The organism is Rossellomorea aquimaris (assembly GCF_003315075.1).
Lineage (GTDB): Bacteria > Bacillota > Bacilli > Bacillales > Bacillaceae_B > Rossellomorea > Rossellomorea aquimaris_C.
This window is the reverse complement of record NZ_QNRJ01000011.1, coordinates 14932-41605: the sequence shown is the minus strand read 5'-3', so window position 1 is coordinate 41605 and position 26674 is coordinate 14932. Positions and strand designations below refer to the sequence as shown.

Sequence of the window (26674 nt, the reverse complement as noted above, 5' to 3'; positions counted from 1 at the left end):
GTGGTTGCAATGAGTAAAAATGTGGTCTTGGAAGTAAAAAACTTAAAAACCCATTTCACTTCGAAAAAAGGAGTGACGAAAGCCGTTGATGGAATCGATTTTGCTCTTCACGAAGGCGAGACATTGGGGATTGTCGGAGAATCGGGCTGTGGAAAAAGCATGACCTCCCTTTCGATACTTCGCCTTGTCCCCTCCCCTCCAGGAAAGATAGTGGACGGGACCATTGAATTGAAAGGAAAGGACATCCTTAAAATGTCCGAATCCGAGCTTAGAAGAGTGCGCGGAAATCAAATTTCCATGATCTTTCAAGAGCCAATGACGTCATTGAATCCTGTCATACCGGTCGGGGAGCAGATTGCAGAAGCTGTACGCATCCATCAAAAGCTCGGGAAAAAGGAAGCATGGAAGAAAGCGGTCGAAATGCTCGAATTAGTAGGCATCCCTTCTCCTGAACAAAGGGCGAAACAAGAGCCTTTCCAGCTGAGCGGCGGAATGAGGCAACGTGTCATGATCGCCATGGCCCTTGCCTGTAACCCGGAGGTCCTCATTGCGGATGAACCGACTACGGCACTGGATGTGACGATCCAGGCCCAAATTCTGGAGCTGATGAAGGACCTTCAGAAAAAGCTGAATATGGGAATCATCTTCATCACGCACGATTTAGGAGTGGTAGCAGAGCTGTGTGACAAAGTAGCGGTTATGTACGCCGGACAGGTGGTGGAATATAGTTCGACGGAACAATTATTCTCAAACCCGAAACATCCCTACACAAATGGGCTGTTGTCTTCATTACCGAAGTTGCATGAAGACCAGGCAGAACTGGAAACGATGCCGGGCAGTGTCCCTTCCCCCTATAACATGCCAAAAGGCTGCCGTTTTTCTCCCCGTTGCACATTGGCGACTGCACGATGTCACGAGGAAGAGCCACAGCTCAATTCCTTAAAGGATGGTAGTCAAATCAGATGTTTTCTATATAACGTCGAGAAAGAGGTGCAGATGACATGACCGCTGTGATGACAGAGAAAAAACCTATTTTAGAAGTAAAGGGCCTGAAACAGTACTTTCCTATCAAAAGGGAGTCGTTGTTCCAGCCGAAACAAGTCGTAAAAGCCGTGGATGATATCACCTTCACCCTGTATGAAGGGGAAACCCTCAGTATCGTAGGTGAGTCCGGCTGCGGCAAATCGACAACCGGCCGTGCCATCCTACAGCTGGATAAGCCGACGGAAGGCAGCATTCAATACAAAGGAATGGAATTGAACAGTCTATCCAAAAAGGAATTAAGAAATATGAGGGGAGATATCCAGGTCATTTTCCAGGATCCGTTTGCCTCCTTGAATCCGAGACAAACCGTCAGAAAGATCCTGAAGGAAGCCATGACCATACAAAAAGTACTGCCCCCTTTCAAACACGAAGATCGTATGAAGGAATTATTGGACTATGTGGGCCTCCCCATTACCTCACTCGACCGTCTCCCCCACGAATTCAGCGGCGGTCAGCGACAAAGGATCGGAATCGCACGGGCATTGGCGGTGAATCCGAAAGTGATCATCTGTGATGAAGCCGTATCGGCACTGGATGTATCCATTCAGGCACAAATCTTGAACCTGTTAAAGAAACTTCAGAAGGAATTGAAATTAACGTACCTCTTCATTTCCCATGATTTAAGTGTTGTACGTCATATATCAGATCGGGTGATTGTGATGTATCTCGGGAAGGTGGTCGAGATCGGTACAAAGCATGAGTTGTTCGACAACCCTACCCATCCTTATACCAAGGCTTTGCTTTCGGCCATACCAGTACCTGATTTTTCTAAGAAAAGAGAAAGAATTCTTTTAAAAGGGGATGTCCCTTCGCCATTGAATCCACCATCCGGGTGCAAGTTTCATACCCGCTGCCCTCTGGCAACAGATTTGTGTAAAGCAGAACTGCCTCCTATGACCGGTCATGGGGAACATTTTACAAGGTGCCATTATGTCTAAACATATTTTCAGAACCTTCGTTTTCTTATAAAATAGAAAGTATGACTCATCACTTTAGGAGTTCTTCACATGATTACACAAGAATCCTTTTCATTTTATATCATGCTGTCCGTATTAGCCCCAATCATTGGGGCTTTTAGCTTATTATTTCTCTTTCTATTTGAAAAACGTCTGGATCAACTGGAGAAAGAAAAGAACGAACTGCTTCTGAAACAGGAACTTCAAGAAGCTAGATACAACCAACTGAACCAACAGATCCAGCCCCACTTCTTTTTCAATACACTTAATGTAATCCTGAGCCTGGCACGTCTGAATCGCAAGGAAGAACTGATTTCTGCCATCGAGGTGCTTTCCAAATACTTTAAGTTCAAATACAAACAGACTGACCCCTTGATCACCATGGAGGAGGAAATCCAATACACCCGATATTATCTCGACATTCAAAGGCTGAGATTCAGAGATCGGCTCGAGGTAGTGTGGAGCGTTGAAGAAAGCTGCAAGCTTTCCCTAGTCCCTCCTTACCTCCTACAGACCCTTGTAGAAAACGCCTTTAAGCATGGACTTGAGAAGCATCCCGGACAAGGCAAGCTGATCATCATCCTGAATGAGCAAAGGAACAAAGTGTACTTAGAAGTATGGAACAGCTCATCAACTGCTTTGGAAGCGCTAGATGTTCAAAAGGAAGACCGTGGAATTGGATTACACAATATTCAGAAGCGATTGCAGATGCTCTTTCCGAAGGAAGAAATCCTCATTCAGCTGAATGAAGAAGCCAAAGGAACGAGTGTCCAGATCTTCTGGCCACATATGACCAGAGAAGACACCATTACTTGATGAAGGAGGAAGCGCCATGCATATTTTGCTCGTTGACGATGAGCCCCTTGAACTAGAGCAGCTCAACTACATGATTCACGAAAAATATCCTTACTGGACGATCCATACAGCCGCGGATGCGTCACAGGCATTAAAGATCCTGACGGAACACCCGATTCGCCTTACGCTCCTCGACATTCAGCTGCCTGGTAAATCAGGGATCGAACTCGGGATTGAAATGAAGAAATATGACCAGATTGATATCATTATGGTCACGGCCTACCAATCATTCGATTATGCACAGGCCTCCCTGCGACTCGGGGCAAAGGATTATTTGACAAAACCGATAATTGAAGAAGAATTATTCCAAGTTCTCGGCCACTATAAATACGCAACAATCCAATCCCATATCGTGCAGGAAGCGTTAACGATCATCCATGAACAATACAGCGATAAGCTTTCCCTTTCTTCATTGGCGAGCCAGATCCATATCAACGGTACGTACCTGAGCAGAAAATTTCATGAAGAGATGGGGATCAGCTTCTCTGAATACCTGAATGATTTTAGAGTCCAGGCCGCACAGCGATTACTGCGACAGGATACCGAAAAGTCCATCTCTTCTATTTCTGAAGCGTGCGGATTTAGCAGTCAGCACTATTTCAGTTCATTATTCAAGAAGCAAACAGGATACACTCCAAGGGAATATCGGATTAGAGAGAAGGTATAAATTAATGAAGCCACGAACGTATCGTGAGTATATACAAGGAACCATCACGTTTGGAGTGGCGTATGGAGTCGTTTCGCTCCTGGCGAGATGGGTGACCGGCAATACGATTTTGTCCTCTCCTGAAACACTCGTGAAATATGGACTGCTTGGTGGAATCGGCTATGCCATGATGGGTGCCACCGCTCTCTTTCTATTCGGGTGGATCACCCCCTATATCAGGGAACGATTCCCAAACTCCATGACTCTAGGGGATGTTTTGAAAGAAAGGCTCCGTGGCAGGTCATACTGGTTCGTCATGTGGGTATTGCTCCTGACAAGCCTGGACTCCCTGTTCATACAAGCACTGGGGGCAGGTGTGTTATTTCATTTTCTATTAAAAACACCGATCTATGTAGGGTTACTCGTATTCTTTCTATACTGCTTCCTATTGTCCATAGGGGGCATGAAGCAAATCCATCGCTTTGAAGGGATTCATATCTCGTTTATTTTCGCAGCCATCATTCTGATTCCCGTTTATTTTTTTATTCAAAAAGGTATTTTTCCCGTTTACGATGGTTTGCTGCTTTATCATCCCTACTTATTATTTCTGAAACATAATGAAATCACCTTGTTCATTCTTACAGCATTTCTGATTGGATTCGGACAAGTATTGATCGACCGGGCGACCTGGCAGCGGATCTATATCATTGAAAAATCCAAGGTCCGAACATCCTTTATGATGGCCGGGATCATATGGGCGACCATCCCCCTCGCCTTCACCGCGATTGTATTGATTGCGGTTTATGGGCAGGGCTTTGAAAACATTTACTCCATATTGAGTCAGCTGGTGGAGAAAATCGACTCATTGTTTCTGCTTTTATTATTTATCGGCTGCTGCTTCAGTGCCATTGCCTCCACCGTGGGGGCTGAGCTCCATGCCACATCGATCATGGTCATCCGGAATATGCTGAACCACAAGTTCGATTGGAGTGAAGAACAGCAATTGAAAAAGACCTATTTGGTCTCCGGTGTGCTTTCCCTTTCACTCTTTCTCATCAGTTCGATCCTGTCACCCAGTCTGATGGAGCTTATCTTCTTTTTCGCCCAGGTGTATGCAGCCATCATTCCGACGATGTTGGCGATCATCTTTTATAAAAGAACGATCCCGGTGCTCCTCCCTTATTGTTCGTTGATTGGTTTAGGAACCGGGTTGCTGTCTCTCCTAAGCTATAATTCAATTCAATCGACCTGGATCAGCTTTTTCGTGTCGAGTGGGTTAGTGATGATTTCGCTGGTGGTTAATGAGATACGAATTCATAAAAAAATGAAACCCTACCCGTAACGATACGAGTAAGAAAGGCGACAAATAGGCGACTCTTTTGTCTTTATGGACTCAGACATCTACTAATCACAGACTAGTAGGATGTGATCTATAAAGCCTCATCGTGATAGAATGAGAGAAACGATGAAACGATTTATAAAAACAGGAAAAAACCTTAAGGAGGAAAGATAAGAATGGCAGAATCAAAGGAATGGAAACATGGTGCTCGCGGGCATTCATTCATCACTTCATTTAGCGGAGGAAAGGATAGTGTTTTGGCTCTATACAAAGCATCGATGGATGGAAATGCCATCGGTCTGATCGTGATGTTGGAGGAAGAAGGAAAACGTTCCAGATCCCACGGGATGCCTCCAGAGCTTATCCGTGCACAAGCAGAATCGATCGGCTTGCCCGTATTCACAGCAGCTGCCAGTTGGACAGATTATGAAGAAGCCTACATGACCCTTTTAGAAAAAGCAAAGAATCAAGGAGCAGAAGCGTTAGTGACGGGAGACCTGGATATGCCTGAACACGGCTGCTGGCATGAAAAAGTGGCGCAGAACGCAAGGCTGAAGCTCGGGATGCCTTTATGGGGAATGAACCATCGTGAAGCTGTAGAAGAGTTCATCAATCTGGGATTTGTATCAATCGTTGTGACGGTTAATTTATCCCTGGGCATGCGCTCTGACGATTTAGGGCGGACGTTGACCCATGAATACATAAAGGAACTTGAAGCACGGGGAATCGACCCATGCGGAGAAGGTGGAGAATTCCATACCACAGTAGTGGATGGCCCGCTTTTCAAACATCCTGTTCCCGTTTTAAAGCGTGAGATTTTGAAAGACGGAGAATATGCGTTTTTGCCGTTGGAACTGGATAAGATGTCGGAACGTCATGTTAGAAAGTGACCTGAATAATGATTGAATGAAGAAAAAGCTGGAGATCAGATGTTTGATCTTCAGCTTTTTTGCCCCTATAAATAAAATGATTAAATTAATATTGCACTCCTGATTCCAATACCAGGAGTTCTTTGAGTGTTTGTTGCAATGTACCCTGTGTCTCTACTGGACTGTCAAATGCCACTCCCGAATCAACTATTTTTCTAACAAGCTCTACCCGCAGCCCTGTAAGGATTGCTTTGCATCCCATCATACTAATTCCGTTTAAGATCTTCTCAAATTGAAAAATGACATCCAATTCCATTTCGGCAATACCCGATAAATCTATAATCAGGGTTTGAATTTTCATCGAACTGATTCCCATCAACACTTTTTCTTCCAATGTTTGGACACGATAGGTATCGATCATTCCAATTAAAGGCAATACCGCAATCGAGCTATTGATCGGGATGATAGGTACCGATAGATTTTCCACCAGTTTTTTTTGCGATAATAAAAGTTCATCTTTGTAATCAGAATAACTGATAAAGAAAGTATTCAGGAACTGATCAACGCTGTCATTAATTCTTTTTTCCAAATCAAAGAATTTCTTTCTTGGTGATTCATTTTCCGCATTCTGATTATCATATTGATAAAGGAAATGCCATAGAGTCCTTCTAATGGCATGTACCCATTCCAGTTTGAATGCAAGTGTGAGAGAATGTTGTGCCCATGCAATACCCTCTACTTTTGCAAATTCCACCAGCTCTTCTTCTCTGTTTTCAACGATATAGTGAGCTAACATTTCTGCATTCTTTAATAGATCGATGTTTCCTTTTTCTAGAATATCATTGATTTTGCTCCCAACATTTACAGCTTCAGATAAGAGCATTTGCTGGAATTTCTCTCTGTTAGCCGTAAGAAAACCCGTTACCTCTTCCTTATTATGGAATAATCCCTTCATCATAACACGCTCCTTTTTATCCTGATATATTCCCTATTCGTTACTATGAATAAAAACCCTTCTAAAACAAGTATTTCAAATATTTATTTAATATTTCACACCAATTTAATCGTCAGGTTTGTTGGGAAGAAAGTCATTAATCAATTTACCCATTCACTTTTAATCACCTATCGACACCTGTAAGAAAAGTGGGCCGGATACTTGGGACTACATTTGATTTGCTATGAACCTTAGAATAAACTCATCCTGCCTAATTAAAAGGTCAACAAAACAAAAAAAACAGTAAAGATATCTTAATTTTATATGTCTGAAAATTCTTATAATTAAATAAATACGGAGGGGAGGATGAATAGATGAAGACGAAGGTAAATAGTTTCAGGAGCAGGATTTTAATGATTGGAATAATGGTACTGATGTTAGCGATTAGCGGTTGCTCCACCAATATGGGGGCTAATTCGGGTGACCAGGCTGATGGACAGGCTTCCAACAAAGAAAATAAGTTGGTCATCGCCCGTCTATCCGATGTGGAGAACCTTGATCATCATTTTATGTCCACCATTAACGCTGCAAGCGTGACACACGGTAAAATTTACGAGGGGCTTGTCGGCAGAGACAAAAATGCCAAAATCAAGCCTTTACTTGCTGAGGAATGGGCGCAGTTGGATGATACAACGTGGGAATTCAAGCTAAGAGATGATGTTTCATTTCATGATGGGACACCATTTAATGCCGAGGCTGTGAAGAAAACGTTTGATCGTTTAACAGACCCAAAGGTGGCTTCGCCTCGAGCAGTTGTATTCAAAATGGTCAAGGAAATAAAAATAGTCGATGATCGTACCGTTCGATTTCTTTTAACTGAACCTTTTTCACCCTTATTATCCATCCTGGCGAGTCATGAAGGCGGAATCATCAGTCCCAAGACGATCGATAAATATGGAAAGGACATTATCCAAGAGCCGGTCGGCACAGGTCCATTTGAGTTCAAGTCCTGGGAAACAGGAAAAGAGATTGTGTTTCATAAAAACGACGAGTATTGGGGAGATCAACCAACTATAAGCGAAGTCGTATTCAAAGTCGTACCAGAAGAGACAACGAGGATTTCCATGCTTGAAACAGGCGAAGCCCATATTGCAGAACCTCTTTCTGTCACGATGATGGATTCGGTGAAGGCTTCCGATAATGTTGAGGTATACCGAAGTGAAGGCTTTGGTACCGAGTATGTAGGATTCAATGTACAAAAGGAACCTTTCAATGATGTCCGTGTCCGGAAAGCCATATCCCATGCAGTTGAAATGGATTCCATCATGAAAGGTGTATTTAATAATATAGGAAAAAAGGCAAACTCCTTATTAGGGTCTAAAGTGTTTGGCTATCATCAGGATATGAAGGCATATGAGTATAATGTAAATGAAGCCAAGCGGTTACTGACCGAAGCTGGGTATCCTGATGGATTCAAAACCACATTGCTTACAATGGACAGTAAGGAAAGGATCAGCCTGGCTGAAGTCATGCAATCCCAGCTCAAAGGAATTGGAATCGACCTGGAGATCCAGATCCAGGAGTATGGAACCTTTGTAGAGCAAGCCACAAGTGGAAATTCGGAAATGTTCATCATCAGTTGGAGAAATGCTACAGGTGATGCAGACTATAATCAATACAATCTTTTCCACAGCAACTCCCATGGACCTGCCGGAAATACATTTTTCTATAGTAATGATGAGGTAGATCAATTGATCGAACAGGCACGTTCTGAAATGGATCAAGAGAAACGATTGGAGCTTTATGCAAAATCTCAGGAGCTGGAAATGAAAGACGCGGTCTATATCCCGGTACGAGTGATTGAAAATATGGCGGCGATTCGAAACAACGTAAAAGATTTTTCTATCAGTCCTGCCGGTTATTTGGAAATCAATGATGTTAGCATTCAATAATATCTATTAACTAAACGATTCAGTAAGACCAAAAATGAGAAGTTGCCTAACTTCTCATTTTTTATTTCTATTTACTTATTCTTTCGTTCCTGCGCTTTAATGGCCACTTTTTCAAGTCCATCTTGTGCAAATTCCACATCTGACTTCGGCATTGCTTTATTATTCTTAAGGTCCTTATTCTTCTGTTTAGACATTCTTTCACCACCCTTTTTGTTTTATTTATATAGTGCACAAGGATGGCAAAAAATATGAAGCCGCTCGAAATTTCCCCAGCCTGCTGGTGAACGTAAAAAAGTCGACTCCCATAGGAATCGACTTTTTATATTGAATGAAAATTAAAAGACCCCATTCTCATTAGGTGAATCCTCCGGAATGGCTTGCCCTACATCCCACAATTCCACGATCCGATCATCCTCGAAACGGAAGATATGAACGACAGCCCCTCCCAGGTCGTCTGGATTCTGTCTCACATGTGAATGAACCGAAACTGTGTCCCCTTCCTGGATGGCACGCTTGACTTCGAGTATCTTCTCCGGGTTCCCGGATGCATTCTCTTCCATAGCAGACATTAGTGAATCGGCATCTCCTGGAAAATACGGATTGTGGTGGCGAAAGTCAGGACTTACGTGACTCTCGTATGCTTCACGGACGTTTCCTGATGCGACAAGTTCCAGAAATGAGACTGCTCTTTCTTTAATGGTGAGTGAACCATTCATTTCAATCATCCTTTCATTTCAACCGAGATACTTTCATTTTATAGGATATGGAATGAATAGGCGAATGAATGTAGATGATGTAAAAAAGCATTGGCCCATGCAGGTCAATGCTTTTTTGTCTTATCGTGTATTAAATGCATTCAACATCCAAATATGTTGTTCGAGTGATGTTTTAATTCCGATGAATAAGTCAGCTGTAGGCTGATCCTGAGAATCCTCTGCTGCTTCGATGATCTTCTTGGAATCATTCACAATTTGTTTAAAATCGTTTATTAATGCGTCCACCATTTCTGTGGCCGTTTCTTTTCCATTGGATTCTTCGATGGTAGCCGTTTCAAGGTACTCTTTTAGGGTAGCAATCGGCTTCCCTTTGATCGTCAGAATTCTTTCTGCCACTTCATCAATATAATTTCCCGCTTCGTTGTAGTATTCTTCAAATTTCTCATGCAGGGTGAAGAATTCCGGACCCGTTACATACCAATGATAATTGTGTAATTTTGTATAAAGGACGTTCCAGTTTGCAAGTTGTTTGTTAAGGGCCACGACTAATTGTTGATTCATGTATGTTCTCTCCTTTTGTCTTTGTTATAAATGTATTATATCCTTATTTATAATAATTATCAATTAATAAGTATTATCATAAAACACTTTACACCCTTATTCTATCCACTGATATATATAACATGCAGCTTCCCATAAAAACAAAACCAACAGGATAATGACTCATTCCCTGAGTTCATCGCGCCTGTTGGTTTCATAGAAAATTATAGATCTTTTTGTTCCACATTAAGTTCAATCAGATTACCATCTGGATCGGCGCAGAAAATTTGGGCGAATCCACTTTTCGATTGTGGTTTTTCGAGAATTTCGACTTCGTTTTCTTTTAACCATTGGAGAGTATCATAATAGCTCTCCACTCTAAGGGCAAAATGCCCTTCCCTGCTGGATAGACGTTTATCCTTACGTATGGTTTGCGAAGAAGGATCGACGATCAAGTGGAGCTGCTGACCCTCGATTTCATACCAGGCACCCGGAAAACCAAAATCGGGACGCGGAATTTCGTTTAAACATAACGTTTTCCCATAGAAATCTTTCGCTTTTTCCAAATTTGTCACCGTAAGACTTACATGATGGAGACATTTATACTTTATCAAGGCCTTCACTTCTTTCTATTCAACTATTTGATTGATGGGTTACAGTTCACCTGTCTCCTCGTCCCACATGAATTGCCGACTTACACCGTCATCTTCCAACTGGACAACGCGAGCCACTGCTCTTTTTCCTTATAATCCGGTACGATTTTTCCGACAAGCCGCCAGAAGGAACGGTCGTGATTGAGGTGGACCATGTGGCACATTTCATGGACGACGACGTAGTCGATAACATCCTGCGGGGCCATGGCAAGCTTCCAGTTGAAGGTCAGCTGCCTTCTCCCATCACAAGTTCCCCAGGTCGTTTGACTGTCTGTGATGCGGATGGAACGGGGCTTGGATTTAAAGTGACGTTGATGGACGGCAATGCTTTTCTCCACCAATGCTTTGCACTGCTTGTAGTAAAACCGTTTTAACGCCTGCTGGATTCGTTTATCCTCGTGCTCTTTTACCTTGATATGCAACGTCTGTCCGTCAAATGTGACATGATCCTGTGTAATCTCCTGATTTTGAAGAACCTGTATGGGAAATGAGTTCCCTAAATACAAAAAGGGTTCCCCATGTTCATAGACCTTATCCTGCGGTCCATTCAGACGATCCTTCATCTCCTTCGATTTCTCCAGGATCACATCCCATTTATCCTCCAGCAGCCGAATCACCGATTCATCCGTGGTCCCTTTAGGTGCGTGAATTTCAATGCTTCCGAATTTGTCCAAGTAAATACCGATCGATGTCCGGTTCTTATATTTAATCTCAAACTGTATGGTCTCACCAGAATAAGTATGGTTCATCATTTATCCCCTGTATCGGATGGCTAACCCTTTTAAGAAATTCCGTGCATACCGGTCACCGCACACTCGGTAATTGTTATGTCCTTCTCTTCGCAGAATCGCTCCTAATTCGCCTTTTGTAATTGCCACTCCAGCCAGATCCAGGATCTCGATCATATCCTCACTTGTTAATGAGAGGGCGATCTTTACCTTTTTTAATAGAAGGTTATTCACATGCTCATACGTCAATTCCGGTCGATCCGTCTGTCCCGGTTTTGGTCCTCTTTTAAACGTAATGAAGCCGTTTAAGAAGGACTCGTACATTTCATCATCACATGGTATATGGTCTTCATCCTCAATGATCTCTTCCTCGAAATCATCACTGTACTGTGTTTTTGTGAGCACCTTCAGCACTTCTTCTTTTGAGAGCTCAATGCCTCCAAGCTTGAAGATCTCAACCATTTCTGTATTTTTGATATCGAGTGCATATCGTAATCGAATTAATATATCGTTATTATTTAAATTCATGTGTCTACCTCCTGAGATTTTCCTATCACTAAAACAATAGCTTACCACTATAAGGACTTGTTTTGTAGTATGACCTCAATGAAAAAGAAGCAGGGACAAAACTAATAAACCACGATATAAAGACGTTCGGAGCATCAGTAATGACTTGAAAGAGACTCAGTCCGATGTGAAAAAGATGTCTGATGACCTATCTAGCACCCCGATATGGAAGTGATGATGATTGAAATAATATATCCATCATGCTTACACTTCTTCACCTGTCAACATGAACCAGCCTAATTTTTCTCCATCTTTCCTATTCTTTTTTATAAGCCAACCTCATTTCAAGTATTTCTTTACTATTACCCCATTATGTAATTCTTCGCCTTAACCGTTTAAGCCTGTTATACTTACATTACCTACCATAAAACTGAAATGAGTGATGTAATGATAACCTCATATGAGAAAATAAATCTGTCCGGAAACAAACTGGCTGAAGTATATCTCCATAAAACTCCCGACAAACGATTTATCGTATCGATACCTGCCATCCATTGGTCTGCAGAATTCAATCAAAAGGATGACATCAGCATTCAAAGTACAAAACTTCAATCCTCACTTAATTTCCATATGTTCCAAGGGGATACAGACGAATTGGTAACAGCTATCGAAAAGTTAGTTCAAAGCCATTCTTAAATACAAGACACAAAACAGCAAATGATCATTTGCTGTTTCTTCATGCTTATCAAGAAAGGTCCGTCCCTCAATGCTTTAGTGCGTTGAGGGACGGACCTTCTTTTAATTAGGAACAAGGGGAAATTTCAGTGTGACTGTTGTGCCATGTCCCGGCTCGCTGTCAAACTGTATGCCCCCGTTGTATTTCTCCACAATGTTGAAGCAAATCATGAGGCCCAGGCCGGTTCCTTTGCTTTTTAAGGAGTAGAAAGGAGTCCCGAGGTTCTTCACTTCCTCCTGACTCATTCCACGGCCGTTGTCTATGATCTGAATGCAGACATGGCCTTTTACTTTCGCAGCCTTTACCTCAACGGACCCACTATGTGGGGAGGCTTCGATGGCATTTTTGATTAGATTGATAAATAGTTGCTTCAATTCAATGGAATTGGCCGCCACATGACAGTCCTTTTCTACGTAAAGATCAATGCCATTGTCGTTCAGCAGACCGTACATGTTGAGGAGTTCCGTCACATCCTTGAGAACCATCTCAACGTCGACATTGTCCACCTTCTCCACATTGTCCGGCTTTGAAACGGAGAGGAACTGGGAAATGACATGCTCCGCCGTATCGAGTTCATTCATCATCAGGGCAAAATTCTGCTTCTGGCTCTGACTGAATGCCGGGTCTTCTACATAATATTGAAGAAATCCTTTCACGACGGTCAGGGGATTCCGGATTTCATGGGCAACAGCCGCCGCCAGCTGCCCCGTTGTCCTCATCCGCTCCGCCTGCTGCACCTGCTCATAATAAACCCGCTGCTTCTGAATTCGCAGGTTCGTTAAATGAAAGATAAAATAGAGCAGGACCTGACTGGCCAAGAAGTTCACCACATTCCCTACTATATCTGTGTATATGTAAGGATAGTCTTTCCCCTTATCGACAAATCCGATATAACCGAATGTAACCGCAATGAACGCAAGATTGATCACAAGCGAAAAATAAAACAGCCACTTATCAAAAAAGAGAATGGATAGGGCAGGAATAAAACAAAGCAAAACAAACCCCGACCACGTTTCCGGATACAAGTAAAAGAGGGTGTAAAAATAACCGGTGGAGGAGATGATCGTCATATATCTCACCCACGCATTCTCAAACCATGGATAAATCAAAAGACAGATAGAGATGATGAAAATCATCACTCCATGCACCACAAATCGTGAATTCACCTGATTATCCACCAACAACCCCGCGATCATCAGGGCGATAATGAACGAAACAATCATATAATAGTATTTTTTATGTAATCGACCATGAAATTCCTTCATTAATAATGCTCCCACTAATAAACTCTATTTCTGTCATTCTATGACAGGACAATCTAACTATCTGACAAATTTCGGGAAAAGTCAATCACCGAAGAAACGTATGGCCAGCATCAAACTACATAAAAAAACACCTTCCTATTGTCCATTTTCTATAGGGAGTGTCTACGATTCAACTGACACTAATTCCAACGTTACGTCATTCCCATCCGGTTCATCAAATTGCATGATATTGACGTGTTTGATATATCCAGGGACCACATCATCAAAGAATTCATTTCGGGTAGGCATGTCAATCGGAATCATCCCAGGAAGGTCCTCTACACTTTCACCTTCGGTCACAAGTTTCTGTTGCATCGATTCTTCAAATCTCGTTGGTGCAAAAATTAATTCCAGCAGATATCTTTGTTGAAATTCCGGTCTCTCCACTCCACGTGACTTGAATGTCCCGTCTTCCTGGACGCTCATATGTTCTTCAGAGATAACTTTCGTATAAGGTTCTGCACGATAGTCCTTAATGTCGGGAATTGAAGCGTCTTCGGGATATGCTCTCAGTCTGACATAGAGAATTACATCGGGTGGAAGGGTTGAATCTCCCTCTACTTGAATACTGGTTGAATCCAATGTGACAGATGCATTGAACGTATAGGCTGGTTCTTCTTTTTCGTTAGAAGTGGGCTTGCTTTCAGTATCCTTTTTTTCTACCTTTTCAACACTGCCTTCTTTTTTCATCATCTGCTGCACACTGCTTTTATCCTTTGAAAAGTCCAGTCGACAAGCTGTTAATAATGTAAGGGCCAGCAGGATGAATAGGTAAAGCATTCGTCTTTTCACGTTCATATCGAACACCTGCCTTCAGCTCATTAGTCAGAATCTTGTTTACAAATTTATTTGCTTATTGTAACATGAGACATGAAAAAATTGTATGAATTTGTAAAATAATGTGGAGGGATTTCATGAAAAGAGTCGTGGATACGTCCTTTCATTTTTTGATTGTGGTTGCGGGGCTATTTTTACTGAGCGGGGTCGGGTCGCTTCTAGCCTATGATACGCAGCTTGTTGTTACGGTTGGTTACTATTTCCATGAGTTGTATGATTCCATTTTTGAACTGATGGACCCGTCTGCCATCACGGTTTACTTAGGAGAACAGAATCGACCATATTCCTTGGTCAAGATAGCACTGGATACTTATGGTTATTCATTCACCATCCTGATCAGTTCGTTTTTCTTGGCCATTTGCTTTTCTGTGTTGGTGAGCTACTTCATCATGCTATCATCACGCCGGGGGTACCGATGGTCCATGAAACTGTTGAATGTACTCGATGCGCTACCGGACGTTTTCATCGTCGTATCATTCCAGATCATCACCATCTGGTTATATAAAAGGACGGACATCCTGTTTTTCAATATTTATGCCATCCACGATGAACGGACCTACTTTCTACCGATCGTCTGCCTTTCCATCCTGCCAGTTGTATTCCTTGTGAAGCAGTTTTTGTTCCAGCTGAAAGAAGAGGAGAGCAAGCCCTATGTAGAGTTTTCCCTGGCGAAAGGGTTCAGGAAATCATATACGGTGTGGTTTCATCTGTTCCGTAATGTATGGATCCACTTCTTCCTTCACTTAAAGCCGATCTTTCTTTTGATGCTTTCCAATTTACTTGTCATTGAAATCCTGTTTAATATGAATGGCTTCATGATGGTATTATTCCGGGCATCCACCAGTTCAGCTGCTGCCTTCTTTGTAGGGATGCTCCTGATTTTCGTACCTTTTTTCATCGTTTTTCAAGCGGGGTCGTACATCTTGAAGAAATGGTTAAACGGAGGAGAATATCGTGTCTAGGAAACTTGTAAAAGGGCTATCGGTTCCTGTTTTCGTTATTGTGGCCCTCATCTTCATCAGCTTTCTGACTCCTGTATGGTTTCCGGATTATGATGTGGTGGTGAATTATTTAAAGGATGAAGAAGGAAGACTCATTGCCGCTCCTCCTTTTTCACCAAGTGAGATGGCTCCTTTAGGCAGCGACCGTCTCGGCAGGAATTTCTTTCTATTATTATTGGCCGGTGCGAAATATACGATTTTTGCTGCCTTGTTCATTGCTTTTCTACGAATTGTATTCGGGTTCATCTTTGCCATCGTTTACATATTTGTCCCATCAATCGTCAGGAGGTACGTTAAAGGCTTGGGGGAGTCCTTTCAATATGTTCCCCTTGCCATCGTCGTATTCGCCATGCTGATTCCCTTGGAAAACTCGTTTCAGCCTGGGTTCCTGCCTTCGGGTGAGTACTTTGTCATTCAATTATGTGTGATTGCCATCATCACAACTCCCTCCCTCGGAACCTACCTGGGGGAAGAGATGAAGCTTTACATGAACCAGGAATTTATCGACGTATCCAGGACGATGGGAGCCGGTCGATTCAGTATCATGAGGAGACATCTTATCCCTCAATTTATGAGGCATTCCATCGTATTGTTTTCGGAGCAGGTGGCACAAGCCCTTTCCTTACTGATCCAGCTTGGTATCATGCTCATGGCACTCGGCGGATTGAAGATAGCTGAGTTTGCCTTCACAGACCTTGACCCAAGTAACCCGGTGTACTTCTCGGAAACAAATGAATGGGCCGCCACCATCAGTATGAATATCCGGCTCATTTTCTCGAACCCGTTCCTGGTCCTTGTCCCACTGGCCTTTTTCGCCCTCATCATTCTGTGCGTGAATAGCATAAGCTCGACACTTAGGAAAGTGTTCATCGAGAGTGACTATGCATTGGTGAAGGTGAAGAAGGAAAAAGAAATCAAGGAAAAATCCACCACCACTGTTTCAACGGATTTGTTTACACTTAAGAATTAACACATGAAAAGAAGACGCCCACGGACCCATCGGCGCCTTCTTTTTTTTATCAAAAAAGTTTCAGCAACTCATCAAAAGAATCAACGGCTTGCGTATACTCGTCCACTTCCCCAAATCCGTAGCGGGCATAGATAAATGGAATCCCCGCTTCCTTTGCCGCCTTTTGGTCCCCTTCTGTATCTCCAACGTATACAGGGGCATTTAAATGGTTACGTTCAATGATCAGTTTAATATTTTCGCCTTTTGAAAGTCCTGTCCTACCAGGGTTCTCATAATCGATGAAATGCTTATCCAGTTTGTGATAGTCATAGAATGCCTCTATGTATCCGTCCTGGCAGTTGCTGACGATAAACAGCTTGTACTTCTTCGACAGCTCTACAAGCACTTCTTCCACATGGTTATAGAGACTCCCTCCATACTTACTTAAGTGGGGGATTTCATAGCGGGAAAGATCTTTCAGAAGTCGCTCCCGCTCCTCTTCGTTCAATTCAGGGAACAATCTCTTCCCGATTTCTTTCATTTGAAGCCCCATCGTTCCCTCAAGATGCTTCCTTGTTATTCCATCTTTTAACTGGTTATGTTCGTTGATAACGTTGTTCCATGCTTCCAGAACGGATTCAATGGGATCCCAAAGTGTTCCGTCCAGGTCGAAGATGATGCTGTCCATGAATGATTCCTCCAATTCGTTCGGTGTTTTTTGACAGGTAAAAAATGTCATCGTATGTAGTATAGCAGAAATTCATGGGGAAGGTTTTTTCCTAAGTGGTCTATGCTGATCCCCATAGATCACACCTTTAACAGGAAATATATGTTAATATAATGAATAGAGTCATAGCCTATAACGGAGGGAAATTCAATGAGCAAACATACCGAGCTGCATAATTTAATACATGAAAGCTGTAAAGAACTCGGCTTCTCTGGGGTCGTCCTTGTCAAACAAGGGACAGAAGTTGTATCAGAAAGTGCCCATGACTATGCCAATCGATCGGATCGCCTTCCGAACACCACCGGTACACGATTCGGGATTGCATCAGGGAGTAAGTTATTTACAAGCATAGGGATAGGTCAAATGGTGGAAAAGGGGGTACTGTCTTTTGACACCCGGTTAAAGGATCGTTTGGATATCGACTTTCCTCATTTTGATGAGGGAGTGACCATCCATCATCTTTTGACCCATACGTCAGGTATCCCTGATTATTTCGATGAAGAAGTAATGTCTGATTTTGAAGAGCTGTGGAAGGAAAGACCGGTTTACCATATGAGATCCCTCAAGGACTTTCTCCCATTCTTTCAGTCCAATCAGATGAAATTCACTCCCGGCGATCGATTTCATTACAATAATGCGGGGTTCATCCTATTGGGATTGATCATCGAGCAACAAACCCGGCAGGCTTTTACCGATTACATAGAATCTGAGATTTTCCAGAAAGCAGGTATGGGAAATTCAGGGTATTTTTCATTGGACTGCCTTCCTTCCAATACAGCAGTGGGCTATATAGAGAAAGAGAACTCGTGGAGAACCAACCTCTACTCCATCCCTGTAAAAGGCGGGGCGGACGGCGGGGCGTTTATCACCGCTTCAGATATGATGAACCTTTGGGAAGCTTTATATTCTTATAAACTAGTAAATGAAGAAACAACCAGAAAGCTGCTGACCCCTCATGTCCATGTGAATGGAGAGGTGCACTACGGGTATGGAATCTGGATGAATCAAAGGAATGAGGAAATCTACAAGTATCATGTGATGGGGTATGATCCCGGAGTGAGCTTTCGTTCCTCTTATTATCCTCAGCTTGACTTAAAGCTGTCGATTCCGTCCAATAGAGAATCAGGCCCATTTGAAGTGACGAAATCGATTGAGAGTTATTTTGAAATCTGAGTGCATGAAAAATAAGGGTCCATCGTTCCGGCTTTCCAGTAACAAAGAACGATGGAGCCTCTTTTCTTCCAACAGCTTCAAGTAAAATACCTCATACCTCCCCATATTAAAACACCCAGCGCAACAAAGGTTAAAAGGAAGTCTAGAATAGCCGACTTCTTCCTTCCATTCTTCAGACTTATCACTCCGTCATATAGGCTCTTAAACACCCAAAAAGCCATGAGACACATCCATCCGATGGAATCATTTCCAGGCTGGTCATCAAACATCATGATCCATGCCGCTATAATGAAAGAAAGCAGGAAGACATTGATGGAAATCTTTAGAGGTTTATTCAATTCGTAAGGTTCCATTCTTCCACTCTCCTTTTCACCGAATCTACTCACACTGGAGTCATGAATTCATAATTTACATCTTCTACAATAGCATAAATTACCAAAAAATTTAATGGTTTCTCTACAAATGATCACGCCCATCTATATGTACATTCTTCAAGCATCCCACACGATACGGTTCCACCCCTTTCTCAGTGTTGCTCTCTTTTTATCCTCAAAAAAAGAGCCTATCCTTAAAAGAATAAGCTCTTGCTTTATGGTTTACCAAACCACCCTTTATTCAGGTGACAACTCGCTCTCGGTCACCCATTTATGATCCTTCACCTCTTCTCCACCTGTCACTGGTGTGAAATCCACCATATACACCGTCGTCTTTTCAACGGAATCTATGGTTGCGGCCGCACCTTCCATCCCTTTCATGTGTTCGGCGTTCAGGACGACCTCATCCCCCGATTCATAAGGTTCCTCTCCATGATCTTCAATCTCTTCATGAATGACCCATTTATGATCTTTCACTTTTTCTCCGCCAGTGGTCGGTGTGTAGGTAACGGTATAGACGAAGGTATCGTAAGCACCAGTGACCGTCGCTTCCGCTCCCTTCATCCCTTCCATATGGTCATCTTGGATGATGGCTTTACTTCCTACTATATATGTCGGATCGGCGGCTTCCTTCAAGCCTTCCGGTACTTCTCCTGAACTGGAGTGATTCATGTCACCATGGTCCATCCCGTCCATGTCTTCTTTCATCTCCTGGTCACTTCCGCCTTCATGTCCCATATCCCCTCCATTGTTGGAGCAGGCTCCCAGTAGAAGTAACATTGCGGTAATGAGTAATAGGATCGGTTTTTTACTATTTGTAGTCATGGTCATCCTCCTTATCATCTTCCCACTAAAGTTTACCCCGTAAAATTGCAATTAATATGGAGAAAGGGAAAAGAACCATGAAGAATTTATGACAAATGGATCCGGCTTTCAGGCATTGTGCATAGTTTTTTCATATTTTTTCGGTAAAATAAAGGAAATGACAAAATGAGGTTATACCATGAATAAAATTTCAACCAAGTTAGCCCTCTACTTTACGATCGCGGTTCTTGTGATGGAAGGGTTATTGATGCTCTATCTATATGACAATATCATCGATACACGGATCGAGGAGGAGTTTCAATCGATTTTATCCCGGGGGAATAGTCATCGCGATGTGTTAGAGGACCGTTATTCGGAAACGACGCTGCATCACATAGCCCTCATGGAATCCAAAACGGAAACGGAAGTCGTGATCACGGATCAGAACCATAACGTCATCACAGGGTCAAGGGAATTAACGGATGGAATGCGTGAACTAATCCAAGTCCCCCCTGAATCCTTGACCCGTGAAGGAAGGGTCATCGAATCGAATTGGAAGGACATGAATTATTTAGCCACCGTCACATCCTTCGAAAGTGAACGAAACGAAGGATACGTCTATATGTTCAAGAGCGCCGCACCGTTACGGAACCTGATCAGCCAGTTGAACCGCCATTTCCTTCTCGCAGGAATACTGAGTCTCATCATCTTAACGGGTATCCATTTTCTCCTATCAAAACTTCTGACCCGTCCCTTGTTAAAAATGAAGCAGGCGACGGAAAAATTGAGCAAAGGGAATTTCGAGGTGAAACTTCCGGAACTCGGTCAGGATGAACTTGGGGATCTATCGGATTCCATTCAGAGGCTGGCAACAGATTTAGAAACCATTCAACAGGAGCGCACTGAATTCTTGGCGAATATTTCTCATGAGCTCAGGACCCCCCTGACCTATATTCAAGGGTATGCCAATGTAGCCTTACGAGAGGACATCCCGGAATCTGAACGAAAAGAATATCTGAACATCATCCAGGAAGAATCCAAAACCATCCTGACGTTGATCGAAAATTTATTTGAGCTGGCAAAGATTGATGAAAATAATTTCTCCATTCAAACTGAAACCATCGATTCAGGCTCTTTTTATCATAAAGTCATCAACAAGGTAGCTCCTGTTTTTAAAAGAAAGGGAATCGATCTCATTTTGACTGTGAAGGAGGATTTCCCGTTCCTTGCCGATCCCATACGTCTCGAACAAATCGTCATGAACCTATTGGATAACGCGCTAAAACATTCGCCCCCTCATTCAACGACAGAGGTGACGGTTGAGCGAAACGACTCAGGGAATATGAGCCTTTTGATTCACGATCAGGGAATGGGCATCCCGCCGGAGGAACTTCCACAGGTATTCAACAGGATGTACCGGGTGGAGAAATCACGTTCCAGGGAATTTGGCGGATCCGGTCTCGGGCTATCCATTGTGAAAGAATTGGTGGAAGCACATGGCGGTCAAATTTCCATTCAAAGTGAACGAAATAAGGGAACATCGATCAACATAATACTGTGAAGTTTGGAGGTCAGTCTGGTGAATACCATCTTATTAATCGATGACGAAAGAAGGATGCTGAACCTGTTGGAGCTTTATCTGAAGCCTCACGGGTATGTATGCACAAAGAAAAATAACGGCTATGACGCCATTCAGTCTGTTAAAAAACATTCCGTAGACCTGATTCTATTAGATATCATGATGCCTGAGCTCAGTGGCTTCCAGACCTGTGAAAAAATCAGGGAATTTTCAAACGTCCCCATCATCATGTTAACGGCCAGGGGTGATAAGGATGACGTCATTAAAGGCTTAAACGCCGGGGCTGATGACTATATCACGAAGCCCTTTGATGAAGGGGAACTGGTCGCACGTGTGAACGCTCAGTTCAGAAGGATCAAACAGTATGACCAAGTAGATGATCAACGCTTGACCAGAGGGGCTTTTACGTTGGACGGAGACTCCTACACGTTAAAATATGAAAATGAAATCACCCCTCTGACGTTAAAGGAATATAAAATCCTGCACTCCTTGATGAAGAACACAGAAAGGGTATACACCCGGGAACAGCTCCTTCTCATGGTATGGGATATCCATTCTATGACCGATATCCGAACCGTCGATTCCCATATCAGGAATTTAAGGGATAAGCTGAAGAAAGCAGGCTTCCCTATTGAACATCATTTGAAGACAATATGGGGCATCGGCTACCAGTGGAAAACATAAAAAAAAGATCAAAGGCTCCTTGTCCTTTGATCTTTTCTTATGTCATTTCCTTTAGGCGATTTTCTTACATTCTTCTGCACATTTGAAGCAAGCATCGGCACATGCCTGACAATGATCATGATCATGCTTCTTGCATTCTTCCCCACATGCTTCACAAATCGCCGCGCACACTCCAGCGAGTTCAGACGCAAATGGTGTTCCTCTTACTAAGGATTGTTCTAAGTATGCACACATATCCGCACATTCCCGATCGTACCGGATACATTCTTTCATCATGTTGAGATCGTCTTCCTTTAAACAAGAGTCGTAACAATGATTACAAGCTACCATACATTCATGTAATGCGTTAATGGCCGATTGATATTTTTCGTGTGACAATGTGAACTCCTCCTTTAAGATTGAATATTCCCTACACGTTTACTATATCCCGTTCATTTTGTAATAAACGGATAAGGTACATTTTTTTATAAACAAAGAGGTTTATTTTCATTTGCATATCTTCTGCAAAAATAGAGGGTAAACAGGCTCATCTTGGAAAAGCACCCCCTTGTAAACAGGGACGGACCTCAAGCTTTCTTATGGAAGCACAAGGTCCGTCCCTTCTTTTAAAAAGGCTCTTTTCGCAAAGATTATTGTTTTTAACATAAGTTCTGCAAGGCTCTGTCAATTAGTGTGTGCTAGATGGTAAGGGGAACTGCTTCGCTTGCAGCTAGCGTTCGGCCGAGCCTCCTCAGCTTAGCCGAACGGGGACTCGGCACGACCGTACTTCCGCAGGAGTCTGCGCAGTTCCCCTTACCATCTTCACGAGAATTTTCGTGACAGAGCTACAAGGTGTCCAAAAACAATCTAACTAGTAAACATAATTCTTCTTAAACTGGAGCTTGACAGGTGAGACCCCGGAGGCACAGACGAGGAGGCTCCCCGCCAGCCCCGCTGAAAGCAAGCATCCTGTAGCGGAAATCAACTATTACTTTCTTCTCTACAATAGCAACAAACTTTGCGAAAATAGCCTTTGAAAAACAAGCACAGGGACGAACCGATTCTTTCACGTCACCTAAAAGATATGATAAGATAGCACCTAAACTGATTCAGACTTTAGGAGAATGATCATGAAAAAGACAATCGACCATATCGGAGTGGCTGTCAGAAACATAGAAGATACCATCCGCTTCTACGAAAATGTCCTCGGGGCGAAGCTGATCGACCGCTACAGAAGTGATGCCAAGGGTGTCGAAAGCGAGATTGCCATCATGGAAGTGGACGGCGCCAGAACCGAATTACTTGCGCCGACGAATAATGATACGTCGCCGATCGCACGGTTCATCAAGCAAAAAGGCAAGGGCGTCCACCACATCGCCTATCGAGTGGATGATCTCGATGCCGCTATTGAGGAACTGAAGCCAAAGGGGATCCGCATATTGGAGGACAGTCTCCGTGTCAACAAGCATGGGAGAAGATTGATTTATTTGAATCCCGCTGATACTGAAGGCACAATCATCGAGTATTGTGATTATCCGGACGGGGAAAAAATCTAGCTAAACTAAAACGCATTGGGCTCAAGTTGAGTTCAATGCGTTTTTTTGTTCAAAATGCCCCCGTCTTTAGACTGTCAATTGAAAATGGTAAGGTAGTGGCAACAGGAATGGGACAATATTATTTACACATGGTTTCATATTCGAAATCACATGAATCCCTATTCCGTAAAATAATACCCGCGACCTGCCTCCGCAGCCTCCGCATCCGCCTTCGTCACATGAACCGTCCCCCGGGGATGCTGAGGCGGAGCATAAATCGAATAAAGCTTAATCGGCGTATCACCCGTATTGATCACATTATGCCACGTACCGGCCGGGATCACGATCGCAAAGTCTTCCTTCACTTCTCTCTCAAAGGTTAAGTTATCCTGCCGGTCTCCCATCCGTACGATTCCCTGTCCTAGCTCCAGGCGCAGGAATTGATCCAGGTGCGGATGAATCTCCAACCCGATATCCTCTCCCGGATTAATGCTCATCAAGGTCACCTGCAGATGCTCTCCCGTCCAGATGGCGGTTCGGAACGTGTCATTTTGTATCGTTGCCTCGTCGATATTCACGACAAACGGTGCTGGACCATAATCCATCGATGGCATCCGTCTGTCCTCATCCGCTCCCAATACACTCAATCGCCTCGCATGCTCCCATTCATCCTTACACGCATTGGCGAACACCTCATACAGGGTTTGATGCTGGGCCTGCAGGCATCCGATCCGGAACTGTTCGTAATCTGCCAATTCCGCCTCATATCCTCTCTGCAATCCATCCCGGTAAGAATGGAATGGAACACTCTCCACCTGATAAACGGGCTGACTTCCCGTAAGCGAAGTATATAGATTGGTCAGTTGCCACCAGTGACGCTGTTCGTCTTCCATCAGTTGAAGAAGTTCATGCTGGTGGTATTGATTCGGGGCTACATGGGCTAATCGGCTGTACAGATCGGCTGTTGCCGCCTTTCCCCTGATTCCGTCGAAAAGGATTTCAGCAATCGGATGATTCCCTTCCTCCCCGGTTCTTGTCATGGGGTTTAGATTCGCATAAGGCTGATTTGAATACGTCATCGGAACATTGTACATGCTGCTCATTCCCTTCAGATTTTTACCAAGATATCCTATGCAAGTGTCGGGGAATTGTGCTCTTACCCAATTGAGCTCAGGGAAGGAGATACAAATGATTAGGAATCGATCATCCGGGTATAGTACATTTATGGATGTATTTGGAAATCTTTTTAGTGAATGAGGTGATCATCATGCACCACTGGTATTTTTCTTTACTGGTCGGGATCGTCGTCTTTCTCGGACTGTTCCTGATCGGAATGCAGGATTTATCGTTTATCCTTACCTATAGTGCTGGGATATTCCTTGGTTTTTTTGTGATTTATTTGATTAAGAGAAATCGGAAGCATTAGCCCTTTGCAGGAAGCCGATTCAATATGGATGGACCTCCTGTGTTAAAATAGAGAAAATTCGATCAACAAAGAAAGGAAGCTGAACCCATGTTACCTTCAGAATTAAGAAACCGCATTCGAAACGGGGAGCACCAATCCCACACATCCGGTGTTTGCCAGGATTATGTACAGACCAATTTAGTCGTCCTGCCTAAGGAGTACGCCTTTGACTTTTTACTATATACCACCCGGAATCCCAAATCCTGCCCGATTGTCGAAGTGCTGGAAGCCGGTGAATTCGAATCAGGGTATGGGAAAGGCTCCGACATTCGAACCGATATCCCCCTCTATCACGTGTATGAGCATGGTCAATTGGTGGAAAAGAAGACGCGGATCGATGATGGTTGGCGAGATGATTTCGTCACTTTTCTCATCGGGTGCAGCTTTACATTTGAAAGCCAGCTGATCAAGGGAGAGATCCCTTTGCGGCATATCGAGGAGAATAAGAATGTTGCCATGTATAAGACGAATATCCAGACGGAAAAAGCCGGTGTGTTTCAAGGTCCAATGGTCGTTTCCATGAGACCGGTCCCGAATCACCTGGTACAAAAAGCAGCGGACATCACCTCTTTATTCCCTAAGATGCACGGGGCTCCTGTCCATATCGGTGACCCCACAGAAATCGGCATCGGGGACATCACACGACCCGATTATGGTGACTTTGTCGGCATCAAGGAAGGCGAAACACCGATGTTCTGGGCCTGCGGCGTGACGCCACAAGCAGTTGCCCTCCACGCAAAGATCCCCTTCATGATGACCCATGCCCCTGGTCATATGTTCGTAACAGACTGGAGCAATGAAGAGTATCTGAAGGAAGGAAAATGAGGGACGGACCTTTTAGAGGTCCGTCCCTCATTTTCCGCGTGTTCTTGGATTATGTAGAAAACAGTTTACCTTCCAAAGCCATGATATATCTCGCTGCAGATCGTTGGACCGCTTGATCGGCATCTTTTGCTATCACCCGATGAAAGGCATTATACAGCTTATGGAAAGATAAAGGCTCTACTTTTTCAGCCATCTCCTTCACTTTACCTGCCGGCAGGGGAATGAGATTCGGATAGCTGTACATGAAGCTGACCCAGTCCGTATCCGCCACCACCTGAATGATATCCCCTGTCAACAGAATCCCGCCCTGACTCCAGTGAAGAACCGCTCCCCCTTTGAAATGCCCACCAAGGCGGTGCAGTGAAATCCCTTCTTTCAACGTCAACTCTTCCCCGTCCCAGAACTGGATCCCCTCGCTCTGTTCCATGACCCAATTCCGATCATCCCGATGGAGGTAAAGGGGCGCATTAAACCGTTCGGCCCACTCCAGCTGCGCAGAGTAATAATGCGGATGGGAAACCGCGATCGCATCGATCCCGCCCAACTCCTCAATGGTCCGGATCGTCTTCTCATCCAGATACGTGACGCAGTCCCATAACACATTGTATCTGCCATTTGTAATCAGATAAGCCGTCTGTCCGATGCCGAATTTCGGTGTGGTGGTGATGCTGTACAGTCCCGGTTCTTCTTGTAGAATGGTATTTTGATAGACTCCGCTTCGGATCATTTCATCCAGTGTCGTAAAGCTTTGACCATCCGGATTGACATACTGACGTTCTTCCTCGCATATGGGACATCTTTCAGGTTCCTCCTGACTCCCCGGATATTGAATTCCACATGTCGTACACACATATTTGTTCATCGTAGAGCTCCTCCTCTTCCCGTCTCTTTATCTGATTTCATTCTATTCCATTTTCTAGTAGTCTTCTTCCACCAAATGGTCAAATGTATTCTACGACTTTA

30 protein-coding genes and 1 pseudogene are annotated in these 26674 nt (G+C 43.6%); 16 read left to right on the top strand and 15 right to left on the bottom strand.

From position 1 onward, the window contains the following. Positions 1-9: 9 nt before the first annotated feature. From DET59_RS14245 to DET59_RS14220, 6 genes are all read left to right on the top strand, one after another. Positions 10-1005 (top strand): ABC transporter ATP-binding protein, encoded by a 996-nt coding sequence (locus tag DET59_RS14245; RefSeq protein ID WP_113970310.1) that lies wholly within the window; start codon positions 10-12, stop codon positions 1003-1005. Beyond that, entirely contained in the window at positions 1002-1982 is a 981-nt protein-coding gene (locus DET59_RS14240; protein WP_181778172.1) for an ABC transporter ATP-binding protein, read from the top strand. Before DET59_RS14245 ends, DET59_RS14240 begins: the two co-directional genes overlap by 4 nt. Positions 1983-2051: 69 nt before the next feature. Beyond that, positions 2052-2816, top strand: a complete 765-nt coding sequence (locus DET59_RS14235; protein ID WP_113970309.1) for a sensor histidine kinase — start codon at positions 2052-2054, stop codon at positions 2814-2816. Between the two features lie 16 nt (positions 2817-2832). Further along, positions 2833-3522: a response regulator transcription factor gene (locus DET59_RS14230; RefSeq protein ID WP_113970308.1), complete on the top strand. Its 690-nt coding sequence runs from the start codon at positions 2833-2835 to the stop codon at positions 3520-3522. Between the two features lie 4 nt (positions 3523-3526). Next, the gene (locus DET59_RS14225) at positions 3527-4843 is read left to right on the top strand and encodes an SLC5/6 family protein (RefSeq protein WP_113970307.1); all 1317 of its coding nucleotides are present in this window, start codon (positions 3527-3529) and stop codon (positions 4841-4843) included. 173 nt (positions 4844-5016) lie between these two features. After that, positions 5017-5730 (top strand): Dph6-related ATP pyrophosphatase, encoded by a 714-nt coding sequence (locus DET59_RS14220; RefSeq protein ID WP_113970306.1) that lies wholly within the window; start codon positions 5017-5019, stop codon positions 5728-5730. An 85-nt stretch (positions 5731-5815) separates the two neighbouring features. On the opposite strand, the gene DET59_RS14215 is transcribed toward DET59_RS14220, so the two are convergent. Continuing rightward, positions 5816-6664 (bottom strand): STAS domain-containing protein, encoded by an 849-nt coding sequence (locus tag DET59_RS14215; protein WP_113970305.1) that lies wholly within the window; start codon positions 6662-6664, stop codon positions 5816-5818. A gap of 353 nt (positions 6665-7017) precedes the next feature. Between DET59_RS14215 and DET59_RS14210 the strand changes: the two genes are divergently transcribed. After that, positions 7018-8595 carry a glutathione ABC transporter substrate-binding protein gene (locus DET59_RS14210; RefSeq protein ID WP_113970304.1) on the top strand — a complete coding sequence of 526 codons (1578 nt, stop codon included), beginning with the start codon at positions 7018-7020 and terminating at the stop codon, positions 8593-8595. 71 nt (positions 8596-8666) lie between these two features. Here the strand turns inward: DET59_RS14210 and DET59_RS22100 are convergent, their stop codons facing one another. The 6 genes from DET59_RS22100 to DET59_RS14185 form a co-directional block, all read right to left on the bottom strand. Next, positions 8667-8789, bottom strand: coding sequence for a hypothetical protein (locus DET59_RS22100; protein ID WP_258549680.1), 123 nt, complete (start codon positions 8787-8789; stop codon positions 8667-8669). A 141-nt stretch (positions 8790-8930) separates the two neighbouring features. Next, complete coding sequence (locus DET59_RS14205) at positions 8931-9311, bottom strand: nuclear transport factor 2 family protein (RefSeq protein WP_113970303.1); 381 nt, start codon at positions 9309-9311, stop codon at positions 8931-8933. A gap of 120 nt (positions 9312-9431) precedes the next feature. Further along, a complete protein-coding gene (locus tag DET59_RS14200; RefSeq protein WP_113970302.1) occupies positions 9432-9872 on the bottom strand; it encodes a Dps family protein in 441 nt (146 codons plus the stop codon). Between the two features lie 203 nt (positions 9873-10075). Beyond that, entirely contained in the window at positions 10076-10465 is a 390-nt protein-coding gene (locus DET59_RS14195; protein ID WP_113970301.1) for a VOC family protein, read from the bottom strand. 80 nt (positions 10466-10545) lie between these two features. Next, positions 10546-11253 (bottom strand): M48 family metallopeptidase, encoded by a 708-nt coding sequence (locus DET59_RS14190; RefSeq protein ID WP_113970300.1) that lies wholly within the window; start codon positions 11251-11253, stop codon positions 10546-10548. Positions 11254-11256: 3 nt separating this feature from the next. Continuing rightward, positions 11257-11760: a YehS family protein gene (locus tag DET59_RS14185; protein ID WP_113970299.1), complete on the bottom strand. Its 504-nt coding sequence runs from the start codon at positions 11758-11760 to the stop codon at positions 11257-11259. A 426-nt stretch (positions 11761-12186) separates the two neighbouring features. On the opposite strand from DET59_RS14185, the gene DET59_RS14180 reads away from it, so the two are divergent. After that, the gene (locus DET59_RS14180; RefSeq protein ID WP_113970298.1) at positions 12187-12435 is read left to right on the top strand and encodes a YueH family protein; all 249 of its coding nucleotides are present in this window, start codon (positions 12187-12189) and stop codon (positions 12433-12435) included. A gap of 102 nt (positions 12436-12537) precedes the next feature. Here DET59_RS14180 and DET59_RS14175 read toward each other — a convergent pair whose 3' ends face one another. Both DET59_RS14175 and DET59_RS14170 read right to left on the bottom strand, forming a co-directional pair. Next, on the bottom strand, positions 12538-13740 hold the full coding sequence (locus DET59_RS14175; protein WP_113970297.1) for a sensor histidine kinase: 1203 nt from the start codon (positions 13738-13740) through the stop codon (positions 12538-12540). A 162-nt stretch (positions 13741-13902) separates the two neighbouring features. Continuing rightward, positions 13903-14577 carry a hypothetical protein gene (locus DET59_RS14170; RefSeq protein WP_113970296.1) on the bottom strand — a complete coding sequence of 225 codons (675 nt, stop codon included), beginning with the start codon at positions 14575-14577 and terminating at the stop codon, positions 13903-13905. Between the two features lie 116 nt (positions 14578-14693). Between DET59_RS14170 and DET59_RS14165 the strand changes: the two genes are divergently transcribed. After that, complete coding sequence (locus tag DET59_RS14165) at positions 14694-15578, top strand: ABC transporter permease subunit (RefSeq protein ID WP_181778171.1); 885 nt, start codon at positions 14694-14696, stop codon at positions 15576-15578. Further along, positions 15571-16587: an ABC transporter permease subunit gene (locus DET59_RS14160; protein ID WP_113970294.1), complete on the top strand. Its 1017-nt coding sequence runs from the start codon at positions 15571-15573 to the stop codon at positions 16585-16587. The genes DET59_RS14165 and DET59_RS14160 overlap by 8 nt, the downstream gene beginning before the upstream one ends. Before the next feature lie 49 nt (positions 16588-16636). Here the strand turns inward: DET59_RS14160 and DET59_RS14155 are convergent, their stop codons facing one another. Then, a complete protein-coding gene (locus DET59_RS14155; RefSeq protein ID WP_113970293.1) occupies positions 16637-17254 on the bottom strand; it encodes an HAD family hydrolase in 618 nt (205 codons plus the stop codon). 189 nt (positions 17255-17443) lie between these two features. On the opposite strand from DET59_RS14155, the gene DET59_RS14150 reads away from it, so the two are divergent. Beyond that, complete coding sequence (locus DET59_RS14150) at positions 17444-18466, top strand: serine hydrolase domain-containing protein (RefSeq protein WP_113970292.1); 1023 nt, start codon at positions 17444-17446, stop codon at positions 18464-18466. A 77-nt stretch (positions 18467-18543) separates the two neighbouring features. Here DET59_RS14150 and DET59_RS14145 read toward each other — a convergent pair whose 3' ends face one another. Then, positions 18544-18819 carry a hypothetical protein gene (locus DET59_RS14145; RefSeq protein ID WP_113970291.1) on the bottom strand — a complete coding sequence of 92 codons (276 nt, stop codon included), beginning with the start codon at positions 18817-18819 and terminating at the stop codon, positions 18544-18546. 258 nt (positions 18820-19077) lie between these two features. Beyond that, positions 19078-19665 carry a YdhK family protein gene (locus DET59_RS14140; protein ID WP_113970290.1) on the bottom strand — a complete coding sequence of 196 codons (588 nt, stop codon included), beginning with the start codon at positions 19663-19665 and terminating at the stop codon, positions 19078-19080. A gap of 178 nt (positions 19666-19843) precedes the next feature. Between DET59_RS14140 and DET59_RS14135 the strand changes: the two genes are divergently transcribed. Next, complete coding sequence (locus tag DET59_RS14135; protein ID WP_113970289.1) at positions 19844-21205, top strand: sensor histidine kinase; 1362 nt, start codon at positions 19844-19846, stop codon at positions 21203-21205. A gap of 18 nt (positions 21206-21223) precedes the next feature. Beyond that, positions 21224-21907: a response regulator transcription factor gene (locus DET59_RS14130; protein WP_113970288.1), complete on the top strand. Its 684-nt coding sequence runs from the start codon at positions 21224-21226 to the stop codon at positions 21905-21907. Positions 21908-21958: 51 nt separating this feature from the next. Here DET59_RS14130 and DET59_RS14125 read toward each other — a convergent pair whose 3' ends face one another. Continuing rightward, positions 21959-22285, bottom strand: a complete 327-nt coding sequence (locus DET59_RS14125; protein WP_113970287.1) for a four-helix bundle copper-binding protein — start codon at positions 22283-22285, stop codon at positions 21959-21961. A 731-nt stretch (positions 22286-23016) separates the two neighbouring features. Between DET59_RS14125 and mce the strand changes: the two genes are divergently transcribed. Beyond that, entirely contained in the window at positions 23017-23442 is a 426-nt protein-coding gene (gene mce / locus DET59_RS14120) for a methylmalonyl-CoA epimerase (protein ID WP_113970286.1), read from the top strand. A gap of 158 nt (positions 23443-23600) precedes the next feature. Here the strand turns inward: mce and DET59_RS14115 are convergent, their stop codons facing one another. Beyond that, positions 23601-24515 (bottom strand): cupin domain-containing protein, encoded by a 915-nt coding sequence (locus DET59_RS14115; protein ID WP_258549679.1) that lies wholly within the window; start codon positions 24513-24515, stop codon positions 23601-23603. 173 nt (positions 24516-24688) lie between these two features. On the opposite strand from DET59_RS14115, the gene DET59_RS14110 reads away from it, so the two are divergent. Beyond that, positions 24689-24847 (top strand): hypothetical protein, encoded by a 159-nt coding sequence (locus DET59_RS14110; RefSeq protein WP_181778170.1) that lies wholly within the window; start codon positions 24689-24691, stop codon positions 24845-24847. Positions 24848-24925: 78 nt separating this feature from the next. Next, positions 24926-25711: pseudogene (locus tag DET59_RS14105) on the top strand (putative hydro-lyase); the annotation flags it as partial. 49 nt (positions 25712-25760) lie between these two features. Here DET59_RS14105 and DET59_RS14100 read toward each other — a convergent pair. Continuing rightward, complete coding sequence (locus DET59_RS14100) at positions 25761-26573, bottom strand: MBL fold metallo-hydrolase (protein ID WP_113970283.1); 813 nt, start codon at positions 26571-26573, stop codon at positions 25761-25763. Positions 26574-26674: the final 101 nt, after the last annotated feature.